This is a genomic window from Hyphomicrobiales bacterium, assembly GCA_039973685.1.
Taxonomy (GTDB): domain Bacteria; phylum Pseudomonadota; class Alphaproteobacteria; order Rhizobiales; family JACESI01; genus JACESI01.
Map to the genome: position 1 here is coordinate 35,501 of JBDWKL010000018.1, position 24,855 is coordinate 60,355.

The window sequence follows — 24,855 nt, forward strand, 5'->3', positions numbered from 1 at the left end:
CCAGCTTGTTTGGGTATCTATCCAAAGGTAATCGCAACCCCGGTTAGGCCACATCGAATAATAGCCACTCCAACAAAAGAAGTTTTAAAACTCAACACCTGCCTGTGCTTTCACGCCGCTTCTAAATGGGTGTTTGATCAGTTCCATTTCAGTCACCAAATCAGCCACTTCAATTATTTCATCCTTGGCGTTACGGCCTGTGATGATGACGTGTTTGTCTTCTGGTTTATTTTTCAAAACCTCAACCACTTCTTCCACCGGCAGATAATCGTAGCGCAGCACGATGTTCAGCTCATCACAGAGCACCATTTTGATGTCTGGATTGGCGATCATTAGCTTTGCTTCTTCCCATGCAGCGCGCGCAGAATCGATGTCGCGTTGGCGATCTTGCGTTTCCCATGTGAAGCCTTCGCCCATGGCTTTGATGGTAATTTGGTCAGGGAACTTCTCAAGCACATCGCGCTCGCCCGTTTCCCATGCGCCTTTGACGAACTGGACCACACCGACGTTAAACCCATGACCGAGAGAGCGGAATACCATGCCGAAAGCTGCCGTGGATTTTCCCTTGCCCTTGCCGGTATGCACGATCACAAGGCCGCGCTCTTCCGTTTTGGTCGCTAGGATTTTGTCGCGAGCGGCTTTCTTCTTGGCCATTTTTTCTGAATGGCGTGCATTGATTTCTTCTTCGGTCTTTTCGGTCATGTCGATATCTCCTCCAACAAACCATAGGCGGAATTTAGCTTCGGCGTCCATAGGCCGCGATCAATTGCTTCCTTGAGACGCTCTGAAATTTCGGTGAGGGCAGGCGCGTTATTTTCCTCGATAAAGGCACGCACTTCTTCATCAGCGATATAAGCATCAAAAGCCATATCAAAATGATGGTCTTTCACAGCCCCCGTGGTGGCTGCAAAAGCAAACATATAATCAACTGTGGCAGCGATCTCAAAAGCACCCTTATAGCCATGCCGCATAACGCCCTTAATCCATTTTGGATTAGCAACACGCGAACGCATGACACGGCCAATTTCTTCTTCTAACGAGCGAATAACAGGGCGCTCAGGGCGGGAATGGTCGTTGTGATAAACCTTTGGCCGCTTGCCAGAAGTGGTTTCCACAGCTGCTGTCATGCCGCCTTCAAACTGATAATAATCATCGCTATCTAAAAGATCGTGCTCGCGGTTGTCTTGGTTATGGATCACCGCTTCAATGCTTGAAAGACGCGCTTTAAAATCATCATGCTTGGCCTCGCCCTTAAGCTTCGCGCCGTAAGCATAACCGCCCCATTCCATATAGGCATTGGCAAGATCGGTTTGATCATCCCAGATTTTCTCGTCAATCAAGGCCTGCAGCCCCGCGCCATAGGCACCGGGTTTTGACCCGAAAATGCGAATTGGGTTTTCGCTCTTTGTAAGCGGGTTTTCTGCTTCTTCTTCATCCAAGGCAGCGACGGCTTGAACGGCAGAATCAAACAAAGCAATTTGCGCTGGAAAGGCATCACGGAAAAAGCCAGATATGCGCAAGGTGACATCCACGCGTGGTCGGCCAAGTTTTGCAAGGGGGGTAATCTCAAATCCTGTCACGCGCCAACTTGCAGGGTCCCATTTTGGCTTCACCCCAATCAGGGCTAAAGCCTGCGCAATGTCATCACCGCCTGTGCGCATATTGGATGTGCCCCAGACTGACAAACCAAAGCTCTTAGGCCATGCGCCATTGTCTTGGAAATAGCGCTGAATGAGCAAAGAGGCTGACTTCTCACCAAGCGCCCAAGCTGCAGGCGTTGGCAAGGTTCGGTTATCAATTGAAAAGAAATTGCGCCCTGTCGGAAGCACATCCAACCGCCCACGTGTTGGGGCACCAGAAGGGCCAGCGGGAACGAATTGACCGTTCAAACCTTTGACGAGATTACCAAGTTCATTAGGCCCGCAAGATTGGAGTTTCGGGCGAATGGTGCTTTCCAATGCTTCAAGGACAGTTGTTGAAGAAAACGGCTCATCCTCAGAGCCTGATTGTTGGATCAAGTCTGACAACGTGGAATGCGACGTTACAAGCTTTTGCGCCAAGAGTTCCAAGCGCTCGACCGTGTCACCAACACTGCGCCATGGGCTAGCATCCAACTCAGCCAAGACAGATGGTTTTTCACCGTCCCATTGGTTTGAAAAATCACAATCCAACGGATCAAAATCAAAACCCAAATCACCAGCCAAAGCGCGGATCAGGGATTGATCACCGCCCTCACCCAAACGGCGCGGCACCCGAGTGAGTGCGACTAATAAATCGCGTTCCTGCTCACCCTCAGGCGAGAGACCCAGCACATGCAAACCATCGCGGATTTGCGCCTCTTTCAGATCGCACAGGTAGGCATCTAGTTTTTGGAGTGCGTCATCTTCTCCATCGTCATCTGAGATGCCAGCATCAAGGTCGAGTTTTTCAGCCCGCACCAAATCAAGAATGTGTTTGCGCAACAGCGTCAGGCGGCGCGGATCAAGGCCGCTGGCGAGATAATATTCATCCACCAAAGCCTCAAGGTCTTTAAGCGGGCCATAAGTCTCTGCGCGGGTGAGCGGCGGGGTGAGATGGTCGATGATGACAGCAGAAGAACGACGCTTTGCCTGTGTGCCCTCACCCGGGTCATTGACGATGAACGGATAGAGATTTGGCAACGGACCAAGGACCGCCTCGGGGTAACATTCCTCAGACAAGGCCAACGCTTTACCCGGAAGCCATTCTTGATTGCCGTGCTTACCATTATGAATTGCTGCATGAATGCCGAACCGCTCACGCAACCAAATATAAAACGCGAAATAGCCATGAGGCGGTACGAGATCTGGTGAATGGTAGGTTTCTTTCGGGTCGATATTATAGCCACGGGCAGGCTGAATGCCGACGGCGATATTACCATGCATTTGCAGTGCAAGTTGAAATGCGCCGCCTTTTACAAAAGGGTCTTTGGATGGCTCGCCCCAGCGCTCCAGAACTTCATCGCGCAATTTTTGCGGGAGCGTTGCAAAGGCTGTTTCATAGTCTGCAACGGACAATTGCGCGGTACTGATCCCGCGTGTTTCTGCGTTGGTAGTGCCGTCTAAAAGCTGGTGCACCAAGGTCGTGCCGTCAGCTGGAATACCCTCAACCTGATAACCTTCGCCATCCAACGCTTTTAAAATCTCAATCGTGCTTTGTGGCGTGTCATAGCCGACGCCGTTGCCAATGCGTCCATCGCGGTTTGGGTAATTGGCTAGGATGATCGCAACCTTGCGCTCACTATTCTCAGCGTTGCGAAGCTTTACCCAGTGCTTGGCTAGTTTTGAGACATAGGCAATGCGGTCTTGCTGCGGCTCATAGGTGACAATATTGGTTTGTGTTCGCTCATCAAATTGGGCGGCAGACTTAAACGAAACCGCGCGGCTCATGATGCGGCCATCAAGTTCTGGCAGCACCACATGCATAGCTAAATCACGGGCGGAGAGGCCTTGAATATCATCTTCCCACGCTTGCTTAGAGCTTGAAGAAAGCACCACTTGCAGTACAGGACAATCCGCTTCTTCAAACGGATTGAGGCTTTCGCTTCCATCATAACTTGAGACGGCAAAGCCCGTTGTATTGAGGATCACCGAAGGTTCTGCCTCGCGCACCACTTCATCAAGTAGCGCCATGGCGAGCGGGTCTTTTAAGCTTGGCACGAAGATCGGCAGCGCGTTGATGTCTTCATTCCATAGCCCGTGGATCAACGCATCAATCGGTGCTGCATTACCGCCTTCTAAAAGCGCGCGGTAGAACACGACCACGGCGACCGGTGCATTCGGTATCCATGTGGCTTCCAAATCAATCAGCGAGGGTTGCGCGATACCGGGCCAGTAATAACCTGCTTTCAACAGCGCTTTGGGCGGGTTTGCTTCTGGCCGTTCGGGGTCGAGCATATGCGCGATATAGCCGATAAAGCCCGATGCATTGGCTGGACCACCCTCAATCAAATAGCCCCAAAGCGCATGAAAATCTTCTTCGTTCACCGTTGAGAGGCTGGTGAGTTCGTCATCCAGTTTATTATCACCAGGCAAGAGTGCGAGTTGAATATTGTTGGCTTTAGCAAAAGCTGTCAGCTCATCCACCAGATAAGACCAATAAGCACGACCACCTAAAAGACGGGCGACAATCAGCTTCGCTTTGCCGCAGGTTTTTTCAAGATATACATCCACGGACATTGGATGTTTAAGCTGCATCAAATTGGCAAGCCGTAATGAATAAGGCGTGTTCGCACCTGCTTTTGAAAGAGCGACTATTTCCGTATCAGCCGCACTCAGAAAAATCACATCGGCAGGCGATTGACCAAGGTCGATGGCTTCATCACCATCGCTAATCTCGCCTGCTTGTGCTGCCAATAAATGCATATGTCTCTATTTTCAACCTGCTGAATTGGCTTTGAATGTCTTTTAGATTTACGCAGAAAGCGCTGAACGGATCGCCGCTTCGTCCATGCCTTTTTCACTGATGACAACAAGGGATGTTGCCTGTTTTTCACCCGCATTCCAAGGGCGATCAAAATGAGCATTCACGCGTGGGCCAACGGCTTGCACCACGAGGCGGGCTGCGACACCTTCCAACGAGACGAAGCCTTTTAGGCGCAAAATATCGTGGTCTTGCATCACCTTAGTGAATTGCTCAACAGCTGCTTCTTTATCTGCAAATGTCCCTGTTTCAACCACGAAGCTTTCGAAATCATCATGGTCGTGATCTTCGTGCCCGTGGTCCGCTTCATGGTGCGAGAGGCGGTTTGCCATGTCGTCTTCCGCCTTACTATCAAGACCTAACAACATGCCACCATCAATGGCCCCTTCGTGGGTCGCAATAAAAGAAACACCTGGGCGCACTTCTTTACGAAGGTCTGCTTCGACTTTAGAAAGCGTATCGCCATCAACCAAATCAGATTTATTGAGAAGCACCATGTCAGCGCAAACGAGTTGATCTTCAAAAAGCTCATGCAATGGGCTTTCATGATCAAGATTTTCATCGGCAGCACGTTGCGCTTCAACCGCTTTTTCATTGGCAGCAAAACGGCCTTCTGAAACAGCCGGTGTATCCACAATGGTGATGACGCCATCAACAGAAACGCGCTCTTTAATCGTTGGCCAAGAAAAGGCTTTAACCAGCGGCTGAGGCAGGGCCAGACCCGATGTTTCAATGACGATGTGATCTGGCGGTGTTTCACGGTCTAGAAGCTTCGACATGGTGGGTAGAAAGTCATCTGCCACGGTGCAACAAATACAACCATTTGCCAGCTCAACGATGTCATCTTCGGAGCAAACCTCGTCGCCGCATCCTTTTAGCACTTCACCATCCACGCCAACGTCACCAAATTCATTGATGATAAGCGCGATCTTTTTGCCATTTGCTTGTTCTAAAAGCTGGCGAATGATGGTCGTTTTTCCCGCACCGAGGAAGCCTGTGAAAACAGTTGCTGGGATTTTGTTGTGCATGGTCGATGCTCCGTTTAATTCGTGCTCATGACATAAACGAACGAATGGCGCTGTCTAGCGCTTTGTTCCCGTCATTGTTGATTGGCGGTGAATTTGGCTAGTTATAAAGATCGTCGCGTGTCTGTGGCATCACATTTTTGTTGCGTTTGCGACGTGTTGCAACGGTTTGGTTGATTTGCACTGCACCGCGTTCAAAGGCGAGCGCGCATCCAGCCATGTATAAAAACCAAAGCCGCGCTTTCGGCTCACCAATTTCTGTAATCGCTTCATCGAACCGATCCCACAACCGCGTTGCCCATATCCGGCACGTACGCCCGTAATGTTCGCGCAGGTTTTCCACGTCGTGAACTTCAAAACCATGTGCTTCCAAATTTGAGAGCGACATACCGATATGATCAAGTTCTCCACCGGGGAAGATGTATTTAACCAGCGCCTTATGCTCTTTGCTCTTTTTGTTAAAGCGCTTGCCCTTTTTATTTCGCCGCGTAATCGCGTGATGCAGATAAACTCCACCCGGTTCTAACAGCCGCGCAACCGTTGAAAAATAAGTTTCATAGTTTTCAATGCCAACATGCTCAAACATGCCGATGGATGAAATCTTATCAAAGCGCTGATCAAGCTCGGTGTATGACTTTATCTCAATGGTAATCTTGTCACTCAAGCCTTCTTCCTCAATTCGCTTTCTGGCAAGTTCGGTCTGCTCTTGCGACAAGGAAACACCATGCCCCGTGGCGCCATAATGCTTGGCGGCATGAATAAGCATCGCACCCCAACCGCACCCAATATCAAGCAAACGGTCGCCAGGCTTTAGGCGGAGTTTTTTACAAATATGGTCCAGCTTATCAAACTGCGCCTGTTCAAGCGTGTTGTTCCAATCTTTGAAATAGGCGCATGTGTACAACATCGCATCATCAAGGAAGAGCTTATAAAAACCGTTGGAAACATCATAATGATGCTGGATCGCGCTTTTGCTGGAGCCACCCACATGAGCGTTGTCACCAGAAAGGTTGCTAGCTGCGGCTTCGTAATTGCGATCACCCAGCAATAAGGAAGGCAGGTCTTTAGCAAGAGCCCATTTTGGCAAGGTCTTGAGTTTCGCTTTCAAGCCCGATGGCTTGTTCATGGCAGCGACATCAAAAATGGTGCCGTTTATCAAATCAACTTGCTTGGAAGCCCAAAGTTCAACCAAACTATCAATAGAGGGATGACGGGCAACAGTGCGCACCGCTTGGGGGGACGCCACATGCACATGCAAAGTCTTTTGAGCATCAAAATCATCGGCCCCACCCAGCACATCGCCATTCCATAGCGAGACGGGAATTGGCAATTCAAGGTGCTCAACAACAGTACGCACAAAGCGCAATGTCTTTTGATCGGAAGCGTTAGATGCCATTAATTGAAACTTTCAGTGCTCATCATTGTTCATCCAAGCCCATCGACCATCGGTTCGATTGCTTTATTGGAATGCGTCTTTGTTATAGAGGCCATGCAATTTGAGGCAAATAAATTTTGAGTTGAATAGAGATTGCTCTCATCACGCCAAAACACACCTCCCTCTTGCCAATCTACAAAGAATCTCTACTCTCATGAATATCTGAAACAAACGAGAGGAGGTGATCCAATGTCAGTCACGTATTTGAGGCACAATGTGCAAAGCCATATGGGTATGATGATGGAGCAGCCTTCATTATCTGCATGACTTTTGGGTCTGCATAGCCATTGGCACGGGCGAAAGCCCAAAGCGCATTGGGGCAACGTTCCACGCCTCTTGCGGACGGGGGTCACTTACAGGTGGCCCCTTTTCTTTTGCCTAATGGTTTCATCGTGGGATAAACTCTATCAACCGCACTTCAAATATTGAATTTTTTCGCTTTTTAGATAAGGCTTTGCGACATGACAGATACCACCGCGCTTAAATATAGCCTGACGCACCCTATCGTTTGCGCCAAATGTTCAGAAGATGTGCTGCAAGGCCGCTCTAATGGCTTGTCGATGCGTGAATATGCAGCCGTTGATATAGGATTTACCAGCATTGGCGTGCAGGTTTGGTGCAGACGCCATAACATCAACGTGGTGCATATTGATTTCCAAGGAAATCGACTACCCGCAGATTTCCGCTGTCTCGAAATGCCTGAGACGCAATAAACATTTCAAATTCAAAATTTTCAAAGCCAAAACAAAGAAAAGCCGGAGCAAGCTCCGGCTTTCTTGTCTTCGTCATTTGGTTTTGAATTAAACGCTTGCGCCAATCCATTTAGCCAAATCGCTTTTAGGGGCTGCACCAACTTTTGTGTCTACCGGCGCGCCATCTTTAAACATGATCATTGTTGGAATTGAACGCACACCATATTTGATGGCTGTTTCATTGTTCTCATCAATATTCACTTTAACGATTTTCACGTTGCTCATCTCATCTGAGATTTCTTCAAGTGATGGGCCGATCATTTTGCAAGGTCCGCACCATTCCGCCCAAAAGTCTACGACAACGGGTGTATCTGAATTGATGACTTCTTGCTCAAAAGATGCGTCTGTCACGGCTGTTGTTGGCATATTTCTGTCCCTTTTGTTAAAACCTGCTCTTTGCGGCTTTCCTTGAATGCTTTCTACAATGATTCCATATCCTTGCCCATAAGCAAGTAGGATTCGATTGTTAATTCGTTATAAGAAATAGGAATTTCGCGCCGATTTGCAAGGTTTTGATATTCCATTTAGCTCACGTTAGCGTGTTCATAACCCTTTGAGAGCGTTTTCTAGACAGCCAAATTCAAGTGTTTCGAGCTGCGGCTTAGATGTCCACAGAATAGAAGCCATTATCTCTTTATCAGGATAAATTGACATTAGAAGCTTGGCGTAAAGCGCAAGTTGGCGCTCAATTTGTTTGCGCTCCGCGCCATCAGTTACAATTTTGCGGTGGGTTTTGAAATCAACGATATGCACGCTCTCATCACTGACAACCAAACGGTCAATTTGACCGCGCACCATGACACTGCTTGCCTCTAAATCAACGCGACCTGCAACCGTGACCTCGGCTTTCGCCTTCTCATCAAACAGCCCTGCCATATCAGGATGCGACAATACAGAAAGCACTTCAGCTTGCATGATGGCGCGACTTTCAGCGCTTGCTTGGGGCAATATCTCACTTAAATAGCGTGCGGCAATGTTTGGCTGCTCAGCAGGTGAATGGGTTGGCAATCGTTCTAACAATCGGTGCATAAGCGTGCCGCGCTCAGCGGGCGGAATATCGGCCAACATATCAGCACCCGCGTCACTCTCTTGTGCGGCATAGTCAATGTTTTCGGATAGTTCATCAGCACCAAGCGCTTTTGATGGCGAGAGATAATTGAGTCCCGTCGACGCCTCGGGCGCTGTCTCGCTCAACCAATGGGGTGGGCGATAAGGGTCAACCAGTTGTTCCTTGTGCTCTTTAGCAGGCAATGCAGGCGCCGAACTCATTTGCCAACGCCAACGGTCAACCTCGCCGTCTTCGCCCATAACCTTCTGACAGTTTTCATCATTAGATAGCGCATTGAAAATCGTCGCATACCAACCATCTTTGTTGGTCGCCCCTTTTTTATCTGCTGTACTCACCACATAAAGCCGATCGCGGGCGCGGGTCATGGCAACATAAAGCAGGCGGTAATATTCAGCCATTGATGATTGCTTATCACGGCTAAGGCTTGCAGCTTGCGCTTCAGTCTGGTGCTCTTTGCCACGCTTCCAAATAAACGGTGCACCGTCCTTATCATCCAGCCCCAAAATATCAGGTTGGTGGACCGCATGATAAGGCGCGCCGCCATCGACAAGGAAAACAATCGGCGCCTCAAGACCCTTTGCACCGTGCACCGTCATCACACGAACTTCGTCGCGGCTTGATTCCATATCGCGTTTAATTTCAACCGACCCATCGCGGAACCAAGACACGAAGCCTTGCAAGGTCGGCACTTCGCTTTGCTCATAAGTTTGCACTTGCAACAAGAAGGCATCGAGCACTTCATCCGTTTCAGCACCAAGTGATGTCAAAAACGCGCGACGGCCCAAATCACGGGATAGGATGTTCAAGAAGAAATCAAACGGCGGCACAAAGTCGGCTTCTCGCCGCCAGCGATCTAGCACCTGATGGGCTTTCACATAAGGCGCGTCACCGTGTTGAGCACGCAGATAAAGCTCACTCCACAATGTGCCTCGACGGTCATGGGACAGATCAAACAGCTCGTCCTCTGATAGACCAATCAACGGTGATTTTAAAACACCTGCGAGCGCTAAATCATCCTCTGAGAGAAGGACAAAATCAGCAAGCGCCATTAAATCCAAAATGGCGATATTATCGAGAAGCTTCAATCGATCAGAACCTGCAACGGGCACGCCTTGCGATTTTAAGGCTCGGTTTATCGCCTCAACCTGCGGTCCGCGTTTTCTGGTGAGGATCAAAACATCGCCTGCAGTGATAATCTCACCTGTGCCTTCAAGACGCACATCGCCAGCTGTGAGGGTTTTGATCTCGGTCGCGATTTTCTTGGCCAGCGCCACCTTTTCGCTATCCTCACCCAACCGATCAAGCGGCTTCCACCAATCGTCATCGTGCTCCAGTTTTGGCGGTTGGGTGAATGCTTTCCAAACCTCAACTGAGCCAGGTTGATTTAGTCGCGCAGCGCTGTGGTCGACGTAATCGCTTGTCAATTGCTCCGAAATATTTTGATTCGCAAACACCAAATCAACGGCACCCAAAACATCTGCTGTCGAACGGAACGAGAGCGAGAGCGGCACTTTTTCAAAAGGCTTTTGAGCTGCACTTGAAAGCTGGATAAAATGTTCACGCATGTCAGAGAATTTCTCAGGGGACGCGCCTTGGAACGAATAGATCGACTGTTTTTCATCGCCCACCGCAAACATGGTGCGGTCAACAAGACGGGCGCTTTCTCCGGTGAAAAACTCGCTAGCAAGATGGCTCACCACATCCCACTGGCGTGGGCTTGTATCTTGCGCCTCATCGACCAGAATATGATCAAGCCCCTGATCAAGTTTGAAATGCACCCATGCTGCCGCATCTGGCTTTTCAAGCAGCTGGGCCGCCTTCTCGATCAAATCATCAAAGTCCATCATGCCCGTATCGGCTTTACGACGCTGATAATCTGCACTCACTGTTGAGCCTAAGATCAACAAAGCCCGCGTTGCATCCAATGTGGCAAGCGCTTTTTGCTTATCTAGTAATCCAGACAAGCGCTCTTGTTCTTGTGCTACCCGTTCTTCAAGATCAGGAAACAGACTAACGATGTCTTTTGACGCGATACTTGATATTTTTCTCGCTTCTTCTTTCTGAGTAAAGAAGAAAGAGAGCATGGCTTGAACACGCACATTGGACGGATTGGGTTGCAAAGCGTCAGTTAGGATCTCTCCCATTTTCTTGAACTTCACAGAGCTCTGTAACAGCTCTTGGCGAACGCTTTCCAGATAGACGTCATCCATATGAGGCGAGGCAAGCATCTGCTCTTTGAGGCCTGCTGCTGTATCATTACTGGAGATACCAAAGTGCTTTGCCAACTCCTGCAACGCCCCATCAATACCGCCTGTATTTTCAAGCCATTGATCAAGCTTTTTATAACTGTGCAGATAAGCTGAGAGCGCTTGTTGATAGCCCGTATCAGACGCGTTTGCGATAGCGTCAGACAAGGCGTTTGCAATCGGGCTTGTTGGATGATCTGCCGCCTCCAGCAAAACGGAACGCTGCGCCTCGTTGATCAAGTGTTCTTTGCCAACATCATCCAGAACTTCAAAATGCCCTGCGACATTTGCTTCCACCGGAAACTGGTGTAGCAAGCGTTCGCAAAACGCATGGATGGTTTGAATTTTCAGCCCGCCTGGTGTTTCGAGCGCTTTGGCGAAAAGCTGACGTGCGGTGTTACGCGCCAAATCGTTTGGCGGCTTTCCCGTTAGCTCACCAATTTCTTTAGACAAGGCTTCATCACTCAGCGTTGCCCAATTTGCAAGCTCATCAAACACCCGCGCTGACATTTCAGCCGCCGCCGCTTTGGTGAAAGTGAGGCAGAGGATTTTCGATGGGTCAGCACCTGCCAATAACAAGCGGATAACCCGCCGCGCCAAAACATAGGTCTTGCCCGAGCCAGCATTGGCTGCAACCCATGCGGACAAGGCAGGGTTTGATGCGGTCGCTTGCAAGCTCTTAGTGCGCTCATCAACGGCGAAATCAGCACTCATTCGCCCTCCTCCTGATCAGCCACCAACCATTCTTTTACACGGGCCAAATGGTCATAAGGGCCGACATAACGGAAATCAAAATCAGGACGCGGGCGCGACATATAGCCTTGGTTTGGATCGCGGTATTGTTTGATGAGACCAAGCAATTGCTTTTCTGCCATATCGCCAAGATCATCTGGTGTGTCTGGCACCTCATCCTTTTTCACCGATTGAATAGCGCTTTGCAGATGCGCTTGGTCTTCACGACCATCAAGCTTCACCCACCCAAGTTCTGAAACAGGCATATCTTGCGCCAAGCTCTGCGGCTCAAACGCGCCGCGATGATGCATTAAAACTTCCAACGGCAATTGCGAGGCGAGGCCTGATTTCACCTGCTTGGCACTTGGTGGGTTGCCGGTTTTAAAATCAATGATGGAAAGCGACCCGTCTGACAAGACATCAAGCCGATCAACCGTTCCGCTTAAGACAAAATCTTGGCCATCAACAGGAATTGGTAAGCGGGCATAAACCTCAGAATGACGTTTGGTTGGTTGCGGTTCGCGGTTTTCTTCCCATGCAAGATAAGCGTGCACGATGCGTTCAAAGCGTGGCCACCATAGAGCGCGCTGATCTGGAAAGTCTGCCATTTCTTCCATGAAAAGTTCACGGCCAATTTCAAGGAAGCGCTGCAATGCTTCTTCGGAAACAACGCCGTCCCATTTTTGATTGAACCGATCCAGCGCTTCGTGGATGATGGTGCCGCGTTCGGCAAAGCCAGGCATATGACCGAGTGGATCAATCGACTTTAATTGCAAAATACGGTCGGCATAAATCGCGTAAGGGTCACGCACCCAAACTTCAATTCTGGTGACCGAAAGCGATGTCGGTCGCGTTTCAACAGGTGGTTTTGGATTCGGACGCTCAACGTTCGGTGGCGATACTGAAAGCGGCTTATCTAAGCTTGAGGCATGGTTGAGATAAGCGCGCCCGCGTTGTTCTAATGACTTTGCGTGATCTTGCCCGATCAACGCCAAGAGGCGCTGCAACCAACGCGACATCACCGTTGGCGTTCCACCGCGTTTTGCAGCCCGCGTTAGCATAACACGCGGCGCGCCAAGACCTTGGCAGACATCGTGAGCGGCCAAACCAATACGTCGCTCTGGAGCTTCCAGCGCCATCTCCGCCCGCATACTGCGTGACATGAAGGCGTCTGTATCTGCTTGCTTCGGCCACGATCCTTCGTCGAGGGCTGCCAAAATAATAAACTCAGGATTTAAGAGCCGTGCTTCCAAAGCGCCCAGAATTAGAATGCGCGGATCTTCCGCCCCCCGTTCACGCACGGTGCCATTGCCCAGCAGCGCACGATAAAGCTTTGGATATTCATGAGGCATGACCACGAAATCATCGCCATCTGGTAGCTGGGTCGTCTCAAACAAGTTTGCGATTTCTTTTCGTGCGGGCTGCGGTTTTGCGCCCTCACCTTCAATCAAAGACAGCGCTGCTTGATGCGCTTTTGAAAGGGTACTCACTGGCACAGTATCGCCCGCTGAAAACAGCGCTTCGAGAGGTTCGAATATCCCACGAAGTCGTGCGACGAGCACTTCCGCCGCATCCCAATCTTCTATGCTATAGCCTTTAATCGCAGGATGAAGCCGACTAATCGCCCGTTTCGCTTCTTCTCTATCAACAGGTTCACTGCCTGTTACATCAGGTTCTTTGCCTGTCCCGCGCATAACTTCATTGCGCATATTATCGAGACGATTTGAAAGCCCTCTCATACCGCCAGCAATTCTAGGACCGCGCAAAATAGCAAGGTCTAACACACGCGCTGCGCGACGCACTTCTAAAGGTTCAAGACCGAAAGTTGCGAGCGGATGCTTTAAGAGGGCTAGTAATTTTACCGGCTCAAATTGGCTGGATACTGTTTCGATGGTGAGTTGAGAAAGAATAGCGAGCGCTGTTTTGGGCAGCGGACGACCAGCGGAATCGTCTACCTTCAACCCCCAGCGTTGTAACTCCAGCGCCACACGACGGGCAAGCGCACGGTCTGGTGTTACTAAGGCGGCATAACCTTCAGTCGTTCCCACAAATTCGCGTAAGGCGGCAGCAATTGCCAGCGCTTCATCAGAATCGCTTTTCGCGTTGACAAAAGTAATGCCTTCAAAAGCGCGGGCGACCTGCTCGTCATTGAATTGAGCACGCAAATGCGGCCAATGATTTGTCACAGGGGCAGGCAACATGGCGTGAGAGACTAGGGTTGAACGGTTCTGTGCAGCTTGGTTGCGCGTGCCTAATTCTTCCACTTCACTTGGAAGAATTTTCACATAGTCCGTCAGCAATTGCTTCAAACCATATTGTGGATGGCCACTGATGGCTTGATCACGTTTATCAGTGCCGCCAATCGCCTCATAGAAAGCATCATCAAGGCTTTTATCAAAGCCCGGTAAAACAAGGCGACCATTGGGAAGTTTTGCAACGGCCGCCAGAAAACGTGCCGTTGATGGCAGGGTACCCGTTGAACCAGCGGCAATGACTGGCCCGTTGGTTGTTGCAAGCCTTGCTTGCTCCTGCCCAATCAATAAATCTCGTCTTGCAGCGGGGTCAATCAACCCTCGTTCTTTCAACAGGGCGGGCCAAAGCTCGGTGACGATTTTTAAAAACTCGACGCTCAGCTCCCAAAAGGCCGCCAAATCTTTGGCCTCTACCAAGCTACCAAGTTTGTCCCATGAGATCTCTTCCGTAATGGCACGGTCCAGCAAATCGCCAAGGTCGGCCGCAAGCCACGCCGCATCAGCGGACGAGGCAGGCACGAGCAGAGGCTGGTCGCCTGAACGCACGGCACTGTCTTGTTTACTCATCGCTTGGCCCCAACTCATAACAAGGCGGGTGAGCACCAATTGTCTGGTTATTGGGGAGATGGCAGGTAGAACAGATTGGTCAGGTTCAGCAAACTGGTTCACATCAAAATAGATGTCATCCTCATCAACAGAACCAAGCGCTTTAATAGCTGGCAAAATCAATGTTGGTGTAGATGCCGCTTCCAAAAAGGCATCTTCTAACAAGCGGACAGAACGCTGGGTTGGCAGATATATCGTGATTGTTGAAAGCGCCAGCGGATCTGCACTATCAAAATTTGGCGGCAACAAACTACCGTCTAAAATGGCATTAGCCAGCGTTTTTAAAAAGGGAACGTCAGGCGGAATTGTGTAAACATTGGCTCGCTGAAAACCGTCCACTTCTATCCTCAGCTTCTAGCAGAGCGAATGGCACGCTCGGCCTCGTCAATTGCCTCAGGCGTTCCAACATGCAGCCAAGTGCCATCCATTTGAACACCGAACAAACGGTCAGCCTCAATGGCTTGATCAAACAGAACATTGAGCGAAAACTTTCCGTCAGGTGCATTTTTAAACAGGCGCGGATGGAAGATCGCAGCACTCGCATAAGCATAGGGTGCGACGATGTTCTCACGGCGGCGCGCTAAATGCCCTTCACTATCCATTGTAAAATCACCGGCGCCACTAAAGCCGACAGCGCTGACCGTCGGTGACAACAGCAAAAGCGCGTCCATCTTATCGTCATCCCATGCATCAGCAAGAATGGTGAAATTAGGTCTTAGACCTTCTATCCAAATAGAATCCGCATTGAGATAGAAAAACGCTTCATCGCCTAAATGAGGCAAACCCTTGACCGTTCCACCGCCTGTTTCAAGCAATTCGTCACGCTCGTCAGAAATGATAATTTCAGGCTCGCTACGGCGCAAGACATGGGCTTCCAATAAATCCGCAATGTAATGAACGTTGACGACAGCCAGCTCTGTGCCTGCCAAAGCGAGGGCATCTAAACCGTGATCAATCAGGGACTTGCCGCAAACTTCAATCAATGGCTTTGGTGTGGTCGCCGTTAGTGGGCGCATGCGCTTGCCAAGGCCTGCCGCCGCTACAAATGCCTTTGTTGGATGTTGTTTACCGCTCATCGCCAATCATATCCCTTGCACGCCGCCCAAGCGACTCACTACAATGATTATAGCCCGAGATTATCTGCATACCAGCGTTTTAGGTCAACAAGTGCTGGATGTTTTAAAGCGCGGCGAAGATAGTCTTTGGTTCGTGGCATGTGGTTCATGTAATGCGGCTTGCCATCGCGATATTTTAGGCGCGGCCAAAGCCCCAATAAACGCGTGCCGCGCTCTGCTGCAATAATGGCGTAATCGCGCTCAAAAGCATCTTTATCAAATGGTTTTTCTTGCGCGGTTCTTGTCTCAATGTAGCGCGCTTTCAGCATCAACTCCATGTCCTGCGGCACCGTATAACGCGCATCCTGACAAAGTGACGCGACATCATAAGCCGAAGGACCAATGAGCGCATCTTGATAATCAATCAGGCCGATCTGTTCTAATCCGGTTTGATCTTCACGCCACATGAGATTGGGCGAGTGATAATCACGCAGAAACCAGCTTTTTTCTCCCGTTGAAACAAGTTCAAACAGGCTTTGCCATATGGCCAAATATTCAGCCCAAGCCTTTTCACTAAAGGTGGTTTCAGCCACTTTTGGGGCATACCAATCAGCAAGCAATGAAATCTCAATATCGAAAACACTCTGATCAAAAGTGGGAAGACTATACTTACTTCCATCTGGAAGAGAGACGGCGGAAGGCCACTCTTGACCGTGCATTTTTGCTAGAATATCGACGGCCACCTGATAACGCTCTGGGTGCGGCGCCTCATTGGCGATCACTGTCTCCTGCCCGAAATCTTGCATCAACAAGAAGCCTTGCTTCAAGTCAAAAGCGTACATTTCAGGTGCTGGCAGATCAGCTGACCGCAGCGCCTCACCAATTGCGAGGAATGGTCTGACATCTTCAGCCAAGTGGGCAAGTTCGCTATAGCGCTTCCCATCTTTGACAATAGGGCCATCTTCAATGGCAGGGCTATCCATCAAAACGGCCTCAGTGCCATTTGTATGCGTTATAAGCTCATAAGCCCTTGGAGAAGCATCACCCTGTAAGAAGCGACGCTTTGCATTTTCCCACTTATTGTCATTGAGAAATGTTCTGACTGAAAGCGTTCGGTGCAATCGCTTTTGCCAGCGCTCTGGACCAAAAAACTCTAAGAGACGCCCGCCATCCTTCTCTGTAATTTCAATGCGCAAACCATCACTTGGCATCTCTTGCAAGGCACGCTCTGGCCATTCTACCAGCACAATGGCAGCGTCCAAACTTTCAGCAAAACCTATCTCTTCAAGCTCTTCTGGGTCAGACAACCGATAAAGGTCGTAGTGGGTGAGCGGCGTGCGGCCTTTGTCATAGATATTCGCCAACGTGAATGTCGGGCTTGGCACTTCTGCTTCATCATCACCCAAAAACGAGCGGATAATGGCGCGGGCAATGGTGGTCTTTCCCATACCCAGCGTACCATCTAAAAGCACGCAATCATTAGGCCGAAGCACGGGCGAAAAGTCTTCACCGAAGCGCAAACTTGCGGCTTCATTTTCAAGAAATAGGGAATAAAAGGGGCTGTTATGCGCCACTATTCTGCAGCCGCCTTATCAGCATCAACTGGCGGTGTGGCTGGCATTGTGCACGTTACAATCGTTCCCTGCCCTTCAGTGCTATCCACGTTAACTTCACCTTGGTGAAGTTCAACAAGCTGCTTCACAATGGAAAGACCAAGACCGGCACCGCCGCGAACTTGGCCATTTGCGCGGCTTTCAAACCGGCTGAAGATTTGGTCAATAAAGGCATCTGGAATGCCAGCACCCCAGTCCTGCACTTCAAACACGATGTTTTCTTCTGTCTGGCGAACATTCAGCGCCACTTTTCCACCATCGTCTGAAAACTTGATGGCGTTAGAAATTAGGTTGAACAAAATCTGGATGATCCGACGTTCGTCACCAACAAACTCGCCGATCTCTTTAGAAACTTCCATTTCTAATTCAATCTCACGTTCACGCAGACGATCTTGCAGACCTTCAGTAGCGTTTTCAATCGCATCGCGAACTGAAATTGTTCCTAAATCAAGCTCCAGCACACCAGCATCTGCCGTTGCTAGATCGAGAATGTCATTGATAATGGCAAGCAGCGAGGACGATGAAGAAAGAATATAATCAGTATATTCTTTTTGCTTTTCCGTCAGTGGACCAATATCAGCATCAGCCAACAACTGCGTAAAGCCGATAATGTTTGTCAGCGGTGAGCGTAATTCGTAACTCACGTGCTGAACAAAATCATTTTTCAGCGTGTCGGCCTCTTTCAACCATTCGTTCTTTTCAGTCAACGCGCGTTCAAAATTGACACTGTCTGTCGTGTCAATGAAGGTCACCATCGTACGCCCATCAATTAGGGCATTGGTTGAATATTGAATGACCGATCCATCAGGCCGTTCCATTGTACCGGAGGCTTCGTCGCGGTTCTCGCTGACACCAACAACAGCCATTTTAAGCTGATGCCAATCGTCCTTACAGCCTTGTGTCTCGACGCAGAAATCCGCGATCTGATTGACGTGAGGCATTTCGCCTCGCATCTCATCATCCATTTTCCACAAATCGCCAAACGAGCGATTTGAAAGCGTTAATCTGCCATCGCTTGAGAACACCGCCACGCCGTCATTCAAACGGTTCAGCGTTTCATCTTGGAGACGAGACAAGACAATGACGCGACTTTCGAGATTTAGCTTTGCGGTCAGATTTTCATAAATCCACGTAACACCGCCCGTTGAACGAGGACTAGAAACAACGCGCAACGTTTGTCCATCTGGCAGGTGCCAAGTAAATTCTTTCATCTCAGCGCTAAGATGAGTTTTTAAAAGATTGCTTTTCCATTCTCTGAAGTTTGCTTCCACTGGCAATTTTTCCAGTGAGCGCAACTTATCAATCACCTCAGAATCTGTTGGCCCGCTTGAAAGGAAAGATTCCGACAGGTCGAACAACTCACTATAGGCTTTATTATGGAATGTTAGCTTATGATTTTTATCGAAGATCACAACAGCCGTTGCTAAATCATCGAAGGTCTTTTCATGGCTTTCAATGGTGCGGCTGAGGGCTGCCTGTGCTTTTTGAGCCTCACTCACATCGGTTGCAATACCTGCACTACCATTGCTTGTTGGAACAGACACCACATCAAAAGTTCGGCGAGCGCCTTTAGAAATCGCGTTTACCCGCTCCTTGAAAAGAGCGTCTTCGCTGTGACATGCTGCAATAGCTGTCCGCGCTTCACTCTCAAACAAGTAGGCTTGCTCATCTTCCGAACCACTTGTTTCTATGGCGCTTCGATAGGCTTTGTTGGCCCAATGCAGCACTCGGCCGTCTTCACCGTTTTGCATCAACCATGCCGGTTGTTCAATTTCTTCGAGCAAGGCCTGATAATTTTCAACATTAGCAGAACTCTGCTTAAGCTGACGGCGCAATTCCATCATGACTTGCTGGTCACCGGACAAATCGCGGAAACGAACAAAAATCCGTCCGCCCACAGTACGCCCAAAAGCATCAAGGTAATTGCCAGATCTCGTACTAACGGCCAATTGGAAGGCGGTACCGTTCTCTCGCAAATCCTCGATATGGCGCTCTAGGCCAGCAGCCGATGCGGGAGCCAACCATTTGCCGAACGCCATGAAGGTTGCAACATCTTCTGGGGCATCAGAGCCTTCTGGCAGATTGCCGATCACAGTCGCATTTGATTTTGGTGTTGCCCAAACGATGAGGCGTTGATCATCTGCTTGGATGAGGCTCTCAAACCGCTCTGAGTTTGCCCGCAAATCAGCCAACTCTTCGGCCATGGCGTCGCGATCTTTTACCGCTTCATTGCGTGAACGCAAAAAGACGAAAGTGCTGACGATGGCGAAAGCAAGCGTCGCAAGAAAGGCTGCATAAGAAAATACTTGTGTTGTTCGAAGGTCAGCGCCGACCGCTTGGAAAAGCTCATTGGCAGATGCTGACTGGGTGAACAATAAAGGTGAGAAAAGCGATGTAGACGATATGGCAAAGGTCTTCATACGCTTCAGGCACAATCCAGCAAAGCTCGACGCTTTGTTCTTGAACTGTTGTTTGAAGCGGGTGTGCATATTTTTTCCCTGGCCAAAGAATCCGCAATCGTGCTGACGAGCCACCCGTTACAAAAGCTCTACAACCTACAATATTGAACCTAAATCTTACCGAATCGTTACCAAGATACTGTTTGAATGCGCTCAAACAAAAGCTCTTTTTTGAAAAAGAGCTGAAAAATAAAAATCCGCGCGAGATAAATCTCGCGCGGATACAACATCTAGTATGCAGTTAAGATGCAACTAATACTTGTAGTGCTCTGGCTTGTATGGGCCTTGTGGAGAAATGCCAAGATAGTCTGATTGCTCTTTTGAGAGCGTTGTCAATTTTACACCAAGTTTTTCAAGGTGCAGTTCAGCAACCTTCTCATCAAGGTGTTTTGGCAGGATATAAACGTCGTTTTCGTATTTTTTCTCTGCCGCATTCGAATCAGCCCAAAGCTCCATTTGAGCAAGAACTTGGTTCGTGAATGACGCAGACATCACGAATGACGGGTGGCCTGTTGCATTGCCAAGGTTCACCAAACGACCTTCTGAAAGAAGGATCATACGGTTGCCATCTGGTTTCTCGATCAAATCAACCTGTGGCTTAACATTTGTCCATTTGAAGTTTTTCAAACCAGCAACTTGGATCTCATTATCAAAGTGACCGATGTTACAAACGATCGCCATGTCTTTCATAGCGCGCATGTGGTCAACGGTGATGACGTCTTTGTTGCCTGTTGCTGAAACGAAAACATCAGCGTTTGGCGCTTCGTCTTCCATTGTTACAACTTCATAGCCATCCATTGCCGCTTGAAGCGCACAGATCGGATCGATCTCAGTTACTTTAACGCGGGCACCAGCACCAAGAAGTGATTGTGCAGAACCTTTACCAACATCACCGTAGCCACAAACGATTGCAACTTTACCGGCCATCATTGTGTCTGTACCGCGACGGATCGCGTCAACCAATGATTCACGGCAGCCATAACGGTTATCAAATTTTGATTTCGTTACACTGTCGTTCACGTTGATTGCAGGGAAAGGAAGCTCACCCTTTTTCACCAAATCATAAAGACGAAGAACACCTGTTGTTGTTTCTTCAGAAACACCGCGCAAGCTTGCTTTTACTTTTGAATAGAATGTCGGGTCTTGTGCCTGACGCTTCTTGATTGTCGCGAAGAAGGCTTCTTCTTCTTCGTTCTCTGGGTTTTCAAGAATGCTTGGATCTGTTTCAGATTTTGAACCGTTGAGGATCAGCATTGTTGCGTCGCCACCATCGTCCAAGATCATGTTTGCATAACCGCCATCTGGCCATTCCCAAATACGGTCTGAAAACGCCCAATATTCTTCAAGTGTTTCGCCTTTGAAAGCAAAAACCGGAATGCCTTTAGCAGCAATTGCAGCAGCAGCGTGGTCTTGTGTTGAGAAAATGTTGCAAGACACCCAACGCACTTCTGCGCCAAGTTCAACCAATGTTTCAATCAACACAGCCGTTTGAATAGTCATGTGAAGTGAACCCGCAATGCGCGCGCCCTTCAACGGTTTGCTTTTGCCAAACTCTTCACGCAGAGCCATCAAGCCCGGCATTTCTGTTTCAGCAATATCCAATTCTGTGCGGCCAAAGTCAGCAAGCCCAATGTCTTTTACGTAATAGTCAGCCATTATCGGTGTCCCATAAGCATCATTTTTAAAGAAGAAAGAAACGACAGAAAACCTGCCGTTCCGACGTATTTGGCGCGTGCATAGCACGGCTTGGGTTAATGAAGCAAGAACACATAAGGAAATCTTTATATGAAGCTACAGCCGACTCACAAATTCACCTGCTTGAACACGCAATTTAGCCTGAAAAATCAATCAAACCTTGCTCTTCAAGCATGGCTTTAATCCGCTTCTTTTCGATTTTTCCATATCCCGATTTTGGCATCTCACCCCAGATATAAATCGATTTTGGCTGCTTGTAGCGGGCAACCTTATCCATGAGCCAAAGCTTGAACTCTGCTTCATCAAAGGCTGCTCCTTCATGCAGCGTGATGACAGCAACGCCAACCTCGCCCCAATCAGCATCTGGTACGCCGACGATCGCTGCCTCATCAATGGCTGGATGCTCTAATATTTTCTCTTCTGCCTCACGTGGATACACATTGGAGCCACCAGAAATATACATATCTGAACGCCGTCCTGTAATGTAGACATACCCCCGATCATCCACATGACCGAGATCACCTGTCATGAACCAACCATCAAGAAACACTTCGCGGTTTGCCTCATCGTTTTGGTAATAGCCTGCAAAAACGCCCAAACCACCGATGCAGATATTGCCCGTGCTATTGGCTGCTAACTGCCCTCCCTTATCATCCAAGATTGCAACATCAATGCCCGTGCGCGGATAACCACATGAACCAACAGGCATTTTCTCATCATCGAGGCTGTGATCATCAACAGGTAACACCGTAATACACCCTGTCACTTCACCCAGACCAAAATACTGGACGATGACATTACCGAGCTTTGAAAGCGCATGTTTTTGATCTGCGCGATACATGGGCGCACCGGCGTAAATGACATGACGTAGGGATGAGAGATCAAAACGGTCCACCGCCTCATGCTCCGTCAACCGCTTCACGATTGTTGGCACCGTGAACATATTGGTGACTTTGTGCTTTTCAACCAGCGACCAAACTTCTGTCGGATCAAGCCCGCTGCCTTGTGTCAAAACTGTTGGCACCGCACGAGCAAGCTGCGGGAAGAAATGTGCGCCTGCCCCATGCGATAAGGGCGCCACGGCCATCGACACATCACCCTTACCAAGCCCCGGCATTAAGTCCGCGACATGATTGACGGTTACAAAGGACATTTGCCCGTGGGTGAGCGTTGCAATTTTCGGTTTTCCCGTGGTGCCTGAGGTGAAGAAAAACCAGCACGGATCGTCGTATTCCACATCAACATCTTGAAACGGTTGATCAAGATGAAGCGCGACCGCCTTATCAAAGGCATCAGCGCCATCGCCCACAATCACCAAACGATCTTTGCAGCTAGACGCTGTTTGTTGCACCACATCCATATGCTGTGGGTAGGCTGCATGGCCGATGATGGCTCTGGTTTCCGTTCGAAGCGCCATATCAGCAATATCATCAGGCGAGAGACGGAAATTGGTTGGCACCATCACACAACCCGCCTTCAAGATCGCGACCATGCTTTCAAGATATTCAGGGCAATTAGGAGAATGGATCATAACGCGGTCACCGCGCACCAAGCCAAGCGCTTGTAATTGCGAGGCAATTGCATTTGCGCGGGCGTTAAATTCTGCCCAGCTTCGCACCTCATCACCCCAAATAATGGCGGCATCATTGGCAACACGCTTTGCTGCCTGCGTTGCGAAACTTCCAAGGTTTAAAACGCGGTTTGATGCGCGCTTGATTGATAATCGCGGTTCTGCCAAATTCTCCCCCTAGGCTTTATCCAAACCATTCATATTGAATAGAATTAGCCGCCAAATGGAAAGACTGAAATGCGAATTATCGTCGTAAGCATCCTCTTGAAACTCGCCCTCATAATAACGGCTCATGCTGGTGATTTTGCTTATGAACAGGTGATCGGATTTTCAAAAGATGGCCGCTATTTCGGATTTGAAGAATATGGCGTTCAAGACGGCTCCGGTTTCCCCTATTCCAACCTCTACATTATCGACCTTGAAACAGACACTTTTGCGCCTTCAACGCCTGTGCGTCTGCTGAAAAAGAGTGAAAATGCCTCGCTTGCCTCTGTCCGCTGGGAAGTGAAAAGCAAAGCAAAAAGTATTTTGAGAAAATATAAGCTGAACCATCCGGCTGTGGTGGCCTATGCACGCGGTCTTGGAGATTTCGCTGATAGTAGCGAAGGGCTATCTGCCCCCATCACATCGCGCGTGGTTTTGCCGAGTAATACCGACCCAACCGAAGGTAAAGGCAATTATTTCGATCTGATTTTGAAACACATTCCAGTGCCCAGTGCTGGCAAGTGTCCAATTGATACAATTGGCTTCCAAATGGAGAAAATTGATCCAAACGGCAAACGTCGTTTTGTGCACCGTGATGAGAAAATCTTTCTGTCACGCGGCTGCCCGCTGAAATACCGTTTGTCGCGAATTTACCTGCCCGCCAACCGTTCTGGCGATTTTGCTGCAGCCCTCATCAGCGTTTTCCAACTTGGTTTTGAAGGCCCAGACCGCCGCTTCGTGGTTTTCCCAGTATCTTTGCGATAAACCAATCGCCCTTGAAACCGCGCTCAAATCTACCCATATTTTAAAAGAACAGAGACGCCCAATTGGGGTCTCACCTTATGCTGCTTGTGTGACAAGGGCATTGAAAGGACCGATTATGACACGCAATGCGCCACCGCGCGGGCCGTATTTCTCAAATCCATTGCTTCTCGGGTTTGATGAAATTGAGCGCTTGTTAGACCAAGTTTCCAAAGGTGGAAATGAGGGCTACCCCCCTTATAATATTGAACAAATTGCCAATGACGAAGGCGTCATCAAACTTCGCATCACATTGGCTGTTGCAGGCTTCAATGATGATGATTTGGATATTACCGTTGAAGACAAGCAACTGGTGATAAAGGGCAAACAGACTGATGACCCAACCCGCACGTACCTTCACAGAGGCATCGCGGCGAGGCAGTTTGTGCGCACCTTCGTGCTTGCAGATGGCATGGAAGTAGGGGCTGCAAATTTGGCCAGCGGTTTACTTTCTGTAGACCTAACCCGCACACAACCTGAGCGTCTTATAAAAAAGATTAAGATTTTACAGGCAGACTAAGGTCAGGATCGAGAAAAAAGCTGAAGCCATTAACTCAGAATCTGATAGAATTGATTCGTGTGGCGTTAGCGCTCTGACCAAAAGGAAGGTAAACATGACCGACTTTATTGGAACCAAAACCCAAGACGCCTTTACGAAGGAAGACCTTCGTCATTTTGGTGAGGAGGCTTTTGCCTATATTCGTGAACTTTCACCAGAAGATTTCGAAGTCTTATATCCTGGCATGCTGGACGGCGAAGTCCCTTACACGCTCTATGCCTTGTTGGGCGCAGACGGCGAACCATTGATGATTTCGGATGATCGCTCAATCGCTGAAGCGAATGCCGATGAATATGATTTGGAAATGGTGAGCCTGCATTAAGCCCGTCCAAAAGCATTTAT

Annotated in this window: 16 protein-coding genes; 4 read left to right on the forward strand and 12 right to left on the reverse strand. The window is 49.1% G+C overall.

Features of this window, described 5'->3' with window-relative positions; translation table 11 throughout:
* Positions 1-84: 84 nt before the first annotated feature.
* The 4 genes from cobO to ABJO30_05220 form a co-directional block, all read right to left on the reverse strand.
* Positions 85-702: a cob(I)yrinic acid a,c-diamide adenosyltransferase gene (gene cobO / locus ABJO30_05205; protein MEP3232205.1), complete on the reverse strand. Its 618-nt coding sequence runs from the start codon at positions 700-702 to the stop codon at positions 85-87.
* The gene (cobN, locus tag ABJO30_05210) at positions 699-4,382 is read right to left on the reverse strand and encodes a cobaltochelatase subunit CobN (protein MEP3232206.1); all 3,684 of its coding nucleotides are present in this window, start codon (positions 4,380-4,382) and stop codon (positions 699-701) included. The genes cobO and cobN overlap by 4 nt, the downstream gene beginning before the upstream one ends.
* A gap of 48 nt (positions 4,383-4,430) precedes the next feature.
* Positions 4,431-5,468 carry a cobalamin biosynthesis protein CobW gene (gene cobW, locus ABJO30_05215; GenBank protein ID MEP3232207.1) on the reverse strand — a complete coding sequence of 346 codons (1,038 nt, stop codon included), beginning with the start codon at positions 5,466-5,468 and terminating at the stop codon, positions 4,431-4,433.
* A gap of 97 nt (positions 5,469-5,565) precedes the next feature.
* Positions 5,566-6,861, reverse strand: a complete 1,296-nt coding sequence (locus ABJO30_05220; protein ID MEP3232208.1) for a cyclopropane-fatty-acyl-phospholipid synthase family protein — start codon at positions 6,859-6,861, stop codon at positions 5,566-5,568.
* Between the two features lie 500 nt (positions 6,862-7,361).
* Here ABJO30_05220 and ABJO30_05225 point away from each other — a divergent pair, with 500 nt between their 5' ends.
* A complete protein-coding gene (locus tag ABJO30_05225; protein MEP3232209.1) occupies positions 7,362-7,613 on the forward strand; it encodes a hypothetical protein in 252 nt (83 codons plus the stop codon).
* Positions 7,614-7,700: 87 nt separating this feature from the next.
* On the opposite strand, the gene trxA is transcribed toward ABJO30_05225, so the two are convergent.
* The 8 genes from trxA to ABJO30_05265 all read right to left on the reverse strand — a co-directional run bounded on the left by trxA (position 7,701) and on the right by ABJO30_05265 (position 23,117).
* Positions 7,701-8,018: a thioredoxin gene (gene trxA / locus ABJO30_05230; GenBank protein MEP3232210.1), complete on the reverse strand. Its 318-nt coding sequence runs from the start codon at positions 8,016-8,018 to the stop codon at positions 7,701-7,703.
* 177 nt (positions 8,019-8,195) lie between these two features.
* Complete coding sequence (gene addA / locus ABJO30_05235) at positions 8,196-11,681, reverse strand: double-strand break repair helicase AddA (protein ID MEP3232211.1); 3,486 nt, start codon at positions 11,679-11,681, stop codon at positions 8,196-8,198.
* Positions 11,678-14,896: a double-strand break repair protein AddB gene (gene addB / locus ABJO30_05240; GenBank protein ID MEP3232212.1), complete on the reverse strand. Its 3,219-nt coding sequence runs from the start codon at positions 14,894-14,896 to the stop codon at positions 11,678-11,680. The genes addA and addB overlap by 4 nt, the downstream gene beginning before the upstream one ends.
* 8 nt (positions 14,897-14,904) lie before the next feature.
* Positions 14,905-15,633: a nucleotidyltransferase family protein gene (locus tag ABJO30_05245; GenBank protein MEP3232213.1), complete on the reverse strand. Its 729-nt coding sequence runs from the start codon at positions 15,631-15,633 to the stop codon at positions 14,905-14,907.
* Positions 15,634-15,680: 47 nt separating this feature from the next.
* A complete protein-coding gene (gene tsaE, locus ABJO30_05250; protein ID MEP3232214.1) occupies positions 15,681-17,186 on the reverse strand; it encodes a tRNA (adenosine(37)-N6)-threonylcarbamoyltransferase complex ATPase subunit type 1 TsaE in 1,506 nt (501 codons plus the stop codon).
* Entirely contained in the window at positions 17,186-19,714 is a 2,529-nt protein-coding gene (locus ABJO30_05255) for an ATP-binding protein (protein MEP3232215.1), read from the reverse strand. The genes tsaE and ABJO30_05255 overlap by 1 nt, the downstream gene beginning before the upstream one ends.
* Positions 19,715-19,936: 222 nt before the next feature.
* Entirely contained in the window at positions 19,937-21,340 is a 1,404-nt protein-coding gene (gene ahcY, locus ABJO30_05260; GenBank protein ID MEP3232216.1) for an adenosylhomocysteinase, read from the reverse strand.
* A 175-nt stretch (positions 21,341-21,515) separates the two neighbouring features.
* Positions 21,516-23,117 (reverse strand): acyl-CoA synthetase, encoded by a 1,602-nt coding sequence (locus ABJO30_05265; protein MEP3232217.1) that lies wholly within the window; start codon positions 23,115-23,117, stop codon positions 21,516-21,518.
* A gap of 69 nt (positions 23,118-23,186) precedes the next feature.
* On the opposite strand from ABJO30_05265, the gene ABJO30_05270 reads away from it, so the two are divergent.
* From ABJO30_05270 to ABJO30_05280, 3 genes are all read left to right on the forward strand, one after another.
* On the forward strand, positions 23,187-23,918 hold the full coding sequence (locus tag ABJO30_05270) for a DUF2259 domain-containing protein (protein MEP3232218.1): 732 nt from the start codon (positions 23,187-23,189) through the stop codon (positions 23,916-23,918).
* A 115-nt stretch (positions 23,919-24,033) separates the two neighbouring features.
* Positions 24,034-24,474, forward strand: a complete 441-nt coding sequence (locus tag ABJO30_05275; protein ID MEP3232219.1) for an Hsp20 family protein — start codon at positions 24,034-24,036, stop codon at positions 24,472-24,474.
* 94 nt (positions 24,475-24,568) lie between these two features.
* A complete protein-coding gene (locus ABJO30_05280) occupies positions 24,569-24,835 on the forward strand; it encodes a DUF1150 family protein (protein MEP3232220.1) in 267 nt (88 codons plus the stop codon).
* Positions 24,836-24,855 lie beyond the last annotated feature (20 nt).